The organism is Aeromonas sp. Y311-2 (genome assembly GCF_027706025.1).
GTDB classification, from domain to species: Bacteria; Pseudomonadota; Gammaproteobacteria; order Enterobacterales; family Aeromonadaceae; genus Aeromonas; species Aeromonas veronii.
Genome location: NZ_JAPDCL010000028.1, coordinates 49,673 through 55,786, shown reverse-complemented (window position 1 = coordinate 55,786; position 6,114 = coordinate 49,673). Strand labels below are relative to the sequence as shown.

Genomic DNA, 6,114 nt, shown 5'->3' with positions numbered 1-6,114 from the left:
GTGAGTGCCCACACAGATTGCTTGATTCAAATTGTTAAAGAGCGTCACGCTTGTCGCGTTGAGGAGGCGCATATTACGCTCCTCACTTCGAAAGTCAAGCGATTGTTTTCGCTTTTCTTTCGGCGCCCACTTCACTAGGAAGCTGGCTCATCAGTTCGGCGTGTTCCGCCGTGCTGGTAGGGGCGCATTATAGGGAGCCGCGCCGGGATGACAAGGGCTTTTTGCAAAAATGCGTTCGTTTGCTGAAAAAGCGAACTGAACACCCCAAAACAACCCCTTGGCATCTCTTTTACGCCGCTTTTTTGCTCAACTCTTCGCTTTGTGCCCGGATATAGTTGACCCAGCTGGTTGCCTTCTGCTGCCAGTTATCCTGTTGCTGCAGCTCACGGGCCAGTTCCAGCGCCTGGGCATACTGCTCCTTATTAAGGTGTGCCTGCACCAGCAGCGCTTTGGCACGATTGCCTTGCTCGCCTTTTACCGACTTGATGGCGGCGAGCTGGGTCATGGCAGCATCTGTCTTCCCCTGTTGCAGCAGCAGTTCGGCGGCGCGCATAGCGGCTTTGGGCTGACCATGCTGGTTGGCGAGCAGCTGCCAGCTATCGACCGCTTGTGACCACTCCCGGGCACCTTCCCATAATTGGGCCAGCAGTTGGCGATTTTCGGCACTTTGCTTCATCTGTCCCTTGGCCATGGCCGCCTCCAGCAGACGGGCACCACGATAAGGCAGCCCTTGCCAGGCATAGAGGCGGATCAGCTGATTGCGGGCAGACGCATCATCCATCAGTTTTCTATCGATAGCTGTTTGCAGCAGAGCCAACGCCTGATCGCCACGTTTGGCGGAGAGGTTGAGCGACACCGCCTGCTGCCACCATTTGCTCTCTGTCGGCTCGTGACGGATCAGCTCGGCCGCCTGATCGGCCGCCACGCCATAACGTTGCTGGGCGGTGAGGGCGGATAGGCGAATAATTGCGGCCTGCTTCTGCCAACCCTTCTTCAACAACTGTTCGCTCTGGCCGGCGGCGTCACCGTACTGCTTGTTGTGGTAATAGAGGCCGGCCAGACGCAGGCGTAGTGCATCGTCTTGCTTGAGTGCCAGTGCCGCCTTGTAGCTGGCGATGGCACCAGACCAGTTGGATTGCTGGGCCTGAATATCGCCGCGCAGTCGCAGCAGCTGGAGCTGTTGCTGCTCGGGCCACTCTTTATAGGCAAGAGCCTGTTCGACATAACGGCTCGCCTGGGCGGTCTGTTGCAGATTGGCCGCCAGCGAGGCTTGCAACTGCGCCAGCCAGGCACGCTCGGCATCGCTATTTGGCTTGAGGCCGGATGCCTTGCTCTGGGCTTGTTGCCACTGACCGGACTGATAGAGCTTCATCACGGGTTCAAGCTGACGGGAGAAGTGAGGGCTGACCTCCATCGCCAGACAGGCTTGGCCGACCAGGGCCAGCAGACAGATCCAGATCCGCAACATAGTTATGACTCCAGTTTGAATTTGAGCGTGATGACTTGCACCAGCTTGTCGGTGGCGCCCGGTCTCGGCTGATAGCGCCACTTGTTGATCGCCTGAATGGCCGCCCGCTCGAACTGACGCTTGGGCTTGGCCTCGACCACTTCCACATCCTGCACGCCACCTTCCGCATTCACGCTAAAGCGCAGGGTGACGAATCCTTCGATCCCTGACTGTTGGGCACGATAGGGGTAGACCGGCTCGATCCGTTGCAGCGGCATCAGCATGTCACCGGCGCCGATACCCGCTCCCTGCTGCTGGCCGTGGTAGTTGCCACTCAATACCGGTGCGGTACTGGTCGCCACGCCGGGGGCATAGACCTGCACCGCACTGAGGCTGGAGACCAGATCCAGACTCGGCTCAACGGCCGCCAAAGGGGCCGCGGCAGGCATCGGCAGCGGTGTCGAGGCCAATGCAGCGGGAGGCTCTGGCAGAGGCTCGGGCTCCTGCGGCACCGGACGCTCGCGCACCTGCACCTCGGTCACCTCGTTCTGCATATTGATGACGATGGGCTTCTGTTCGCTCGCCACCTTCTCGCCCCGGGGCGGTTCAACCAGCGTGGCCATGAACAGCAGGATGCCCAGACTGAGGGCAACCCCCAGCCCCAGGCTCATCAGCTTGTATTTCATTTCGGCGCCACCGCCACAGCGATATTGGCGATACCCGCCGCCTTGGCCTCATCCATCACCCGCACCACCTTGCCGTGGGGCACCCGCTCGTCGGCCTGGATCACCAGACTGGCATCGGGTTGCTCCGCCAGCAGACGGGCGATGGTGGCCTGTACCCGCTCCACATCGATCTGCTTGCGGTCGAGGAAGATCTGACCCTGAGCCCCGATCGCCAGCATGATGCTGGAAGATTTCTGCGCCTTGGCCTGACTGGCCTGGGGTCTGTGCACCTCGAGTCCTGCTTCACGCACGAAGGAGGTGGTGACAATAAAGAAGATCAGCATGATGAACACGATATCCAGCATGGGGGTCATGTCGATCTGCACTTCGTCACGCTGGCGTTTGGATTGCCGTCTCATTGCATTACCTTCTCTTCTCGCAGGCCGTCCCGGGTCTTGGCCAGCGCACGCTTGGCCTGACTCTCGAGCCGACTGAGTAACAACACGCCGGAGAGCGCCACCACCATGCCCGCCATGGTGGGGATAGTGGCGCGGGAGATCCCGCCCGCCATGCTCTCCGGGTTAAAGCGGTTGGCCGCGGCCAACGCATCGAATACGCCGATCATGCCTGTCACAGTGCCCAGCAACCCCAGCATGGGACAGAGCACCACCAGGGTGCGGATGAAGATCAGATGACGGTTCAGTTCCAGCTCCGCCTGCGCCAGCCAGCGGCTGCGGATTGCCCGGGCGTGCCAACTGTGGCGCTCGCGGCGAGCCTGCCAGCGGCCGAGCAGCTGTTGCTGCAAGGGGCCGAAACCCAGATTGAGGTAGAGCAGCCGCTCGATCATCAAAATCCACATCAGCACCAGCAGGGCCAGAATGACCCAGAGCACAGGGCCGCCACGGCCCATGAAACTCTGCAGCTGTTGCCAGATGTCGAGCATCATGCTGCTCGCTCCATCCCGCCGTTATTGCTCTCGGCGCGCTCGGCCAGAATGCCGGCTACCTGCTGCTCCAGTACATTGGAAAGCTCGGTGAAGCGCGATTGCAGCAGGCTGTGGGCCAGGATCAGCGGAATGGCCGCAACCAGACCCTGTACCGTGGTAACCAGCGCCATGGAGATGCCGCCCGCCATGATCTTGGGATCGCCGGTGCCAAACTGGGTGATGGCCTGGAAGGTGCCGATCATCCCGGTCACGGTACCGAGCAGACCCAGCATGGGGGCGATGGCCGCGATTACCTTGACCATGCCGATGCCGCGCTCCATGCGAGGAGTCTCCTGCAGGATCGCCTCATCAAGACGCAGCTCGAGGGTCTCCATGCTCAGCTCGGGGTGTTTGTCTGCCACCGTCAGCACCCGGCCGAGAGCGTTGTCGGCGTGATACTCACCGCTCTTGAGCTGGCGGCGCACCCGACCCAGTTCGCGGGAGAGGCTCCACAGCCGTACCGCAGCGATACCCAAACCGATGGCGGCCAACAGCACGATAATGGCGCCGACCTGACCACCTTGTTGTACCTGCTGCCAGAAGGTGGGCGCCTGTGCCAGCATCGCCAGCAGAGTGCCATGCGAAGGATCCAGCCGCAGCGCTTCCCCTTCCTGACCCTGATAAGCCGCAACGGCAGAGAGCACGCTACCGGGCAGACCCAGTACCGGGCTCAAGCCTTCGGCAGTCGGTTGCAGGAAGCCTTCGCTCCCCAGCAGGGCAAAACTGCCAACCCGGGTCAGCGACTGCTCGCTGGCAGCCCCCTGGGCATCGAGCACCTTGCCGTTGAACTGAGCAATCCGGCCAGATTCGCGGATCTCCTGCAGCAGCGTGGCGGGCAGCAGGGCGAGGGCGGCGCGATCCGGCACCTGTTTATCCTGTGCCATGGCTTTCAGCGGGGCGAGACGCTCCGGGTACTGGCCCTCGACGGCGGATTCGCTCAGCAGCTTGACCGCATCGCTGGCGCCCTGACGGGTGACCGCGAAGATCTCGTTCATGTCGCCGGAGGCTTGCTCCCACTGGGCGTTAAGCTCGACCAGCTGCTTCTCGTTGCTGGCGAACTTGCCAGCCAGCTCCTTGCTCAAGCGCTGGGCCTCGGCCAGTCTGGCGCGGGCAGTGCCGAGCTCCTTGGCAACGGTCGCCAGATCTTGCTGAGCCTGCTGTTCACGAGCCTGTTCCTGCTGCTGCCACTCATCAGCGACAGCGGCATTGGCACCGCAGGAGAGAGCAATAAGGAGGGGGAACCACTTCATGGTGACTCTCATGATTGGGCCTCCTGACTACGGCTGACAGAGAGGGGGACATTGAGCAACTGGGGAACTTTCTTGTCGGCGGCCACATCCATCGCCTCGGCGATAGGGGAGAGCCACTGGCTGTCGAGGGCTTGCCACTGCTTCGCCTCGGCAGACCAGCGCCATGCCTGACTGCGATCGGCCGTCATTGCCAGCAGGGAGACCCGACCCAGCGCCAGCACATCGACCCGACGCGGGGCACCATCCAGCTCCAGCTCGGCGGAATAGCTGTCCATCCGGCTGCCATATTCGGCTTCGATCTGATAGGCCTGCAGCAACTGACGGAATTTCTCCGCCTCGCTAACGTCTGCGCGGGCCAGGGTCGCTTTCAACTGTTCAACCCGCGCCAGCCGATCTTCCTTGCGCAGCGGGATGTCGTTTTGCACCAGCTGTTCCAGATCTGCCTGCATCTGCAACATCAGCGGGATCAAGCCCTGACGGGTCTCTTGCACCGCTTCCAGCTGCTGGCTCAATTTACCCAGCTCATTTTGCTGATCGGCCACCAGAGATTGCATGTAGCGGTTGTAGGCTTCGAGGTCACGCAGTTGCAGCTGGGCATTTTGCAGCTCCAGTCGTGCGGCAACGGCGGCATCGGCGGCTTTTTCCACCCGCTGCTGGGAGGCTTTCCCGGCAGCTATGCTGTTCTTGAGGGCGGGAGCAACCAGCTCATCCCCGATGGCAGCAAAGTGGACTGACAGTGGCAGCAGGGCCACACCCCATAATTTGTTCATTGAAATACATCTTACTAATGATAACTATTATCATTATCTCAAATGCAGGGCGGACTGGCAACGAGAGGATTTTCTTGGCCTTTATGCACAAAAACAGGATAATTTTTAAGCACGCACGGAATAAGTGGCGCCAATAGCCACCGCACAAATATAAATAACGATAAAAAATCTTTTCGATCAGTGTGATAGAGATCGAAAAAGGAGAAAGTAATGCTCAACGATGCGATCTGGGAACATATCGACAAGTTCACCAAGGCAACAAAAACCAGTGATATCCAGCAACTGCTGGAGCGCTTCAGTCATCAAATGGGCTTTGATTACTTTCGGCTGCTGATTATTTTCCCCATCAGCATGCAAAAATCCCACGTGGCACTGTTCAACAACTGTCCGACCACCTGGTTTGACGCCTACAGCGAAAACCAGTATCTGACCCAGGATCCGGTGGTCTATCTGGGGCTGAAACAGACCCAGCCGATCTTCTGGAACAAGCTCGACTGCGATTCGCCCTGGCTACCCAGCGCCAGCCGCGACGTGATGAACCTTGCGGCTGATTTCGGGGTACGCAATGGCGTCTCCTTTCCGCTGCACACCCCGCAGGGCGAGCACGGCATCCTCTCTTTCATCACCAAGGAGAAATCCAACTCCGACCTGATGTTTGAAAATGTCCCGCTGCTGTCGTTCTGCGCCAGCTACATCTTCAACTCCGCGCTGCAACTGATAAAAAGCAGACCGGATATGATGAAATACCTGACCGAACTGTCGGATCGGGAGAAGGAGTGCCTGTTCTGGGCCAGCGAGGGCAAGACCTCCTGGGAGATCGCCACCATCCTCGGCATCAGTGAGCGGACGGTCAACTTTCACCTGACCCAGGTGACCAACAAGACCGACTCAAAGAACCGCAGTCAGGCCATCGCCAAAGGGATCTCCAGCGGCATCATAGTGCCCTCCCTCGACGAGGTCACCATCACCAACCTGCGGCTGTCGTAACCCCTCAGCC

Annotated in this window: 7 protein-coding genes; 1 reads left to right on the top strand and 6 read right to left on the bottom strand. The window is 59.9% G+C overall.

The window, feature by feature from the left end; translation table 11 throughout:
• Nucleotides 1-289: 289 nt before the first annotated feature.
• Genes OKC42_RS20050 through OKC42_RS20025 form a run of 6 tightly spaced genes read right to left on the bottom strand, consistent with a single transcriptional unit; the run spans nt 290 to nt 5,117 of the window.
• Entirely contained in the window at nt 290-1,468 is a 1,179-nt protein-coding gene (locus OKC42_RS20050) for a hypothetical protein (RefSeq protein WP_270820749.1), read from the bottom strand.
• Between the two features lie 2 nt (nt 1,469-1,470).
• The gene (locus OKC42_RS20045; protein WP_021230422.1) at nt 1,471-2,133 is read right to left on the bottom strand and encodes an energy transducer TonB; all 663 of its coding nucleotides are present in this window, start codon (nt 2,131-2,133) and stop codon (nt 1,471-1,473) included.
• Nucleotides 2,130-2,531 (bottom strand): ExbD/TolR family protein, encoded by a 402-nt coding sequence (locus OKC42_RS20040; RefSeq protein WP_005339369.1) that lies wholly within the window; start codon nt 2,529-2,531, stop codon nt 2,130-2,132. The genes OKC42_RS20045 and OKC42_RS20040 overlap by 4 nt, the downstream gene beginning before the upstream one ends.
• Nucleotides 2,528-3,058 (bottom strand): MotA/TolQ/ExbB proton channel family protein, encoded by a 531-nt coding sequence (locus tag OKC42_RS20035; protein WP_042037184.1) that lies wholly within the window; start codon nt 3,056-3,058, stop codon nt 2,528-2,530. The genes OKC42_RS20040 and OKC42_RS20035 overlap by 4 nt, the downstream gene beginning before the upstream one ends.
• Entirely contained in the window at nt 3,055-4,359 is a 1,305-nt protein-coding gene (locus tag OKC42_RS20030) for a MotA/TolQ/ExbB proton channel family protein (protein WP_270820745.1), read from the bottom strand. Before OKC42_RS20030 ends, OKC42_RS20035 begins: the two co-directional genes overlap by 4 nt.
• Nucleotides 4,356-5,117 carry a DUF3450 domain-containing protein gene (locus tag OKC42_RS20025; protein WP_005357258.1) on the bottom strand — a complete coding sequence of 254 codons (762 nt, stop codon included), beginning with the start codon at nt 5,115-5,117 and terminating at the stop codon, nt 4,356-4,358. The genes OKC42_RS20030 and OKC42_RS20025 overlap by 4 nt, the downstream gene beginning before the upstream one ends.
• Nucleotides 5,118-5,327: 210 nt before the next feature.
• Here OKC42_RS20025 and OKC42_RS20020 point away from each other — a divergent pair, with 210 nt between their 5' ends.
• Nucleotides 5,328-6,104, top strand: a complete 777-nt coding sequence (locus OKC42_RS20020; protein WP_270820744.1) for a helix-turn-helix transcriptional regulator — start codon at nt 5,328-5,330, stop codon at nt 6,102-6,104.
• Nucleotides 6,105-6,114: the final 10 nt, after the last annotated feature.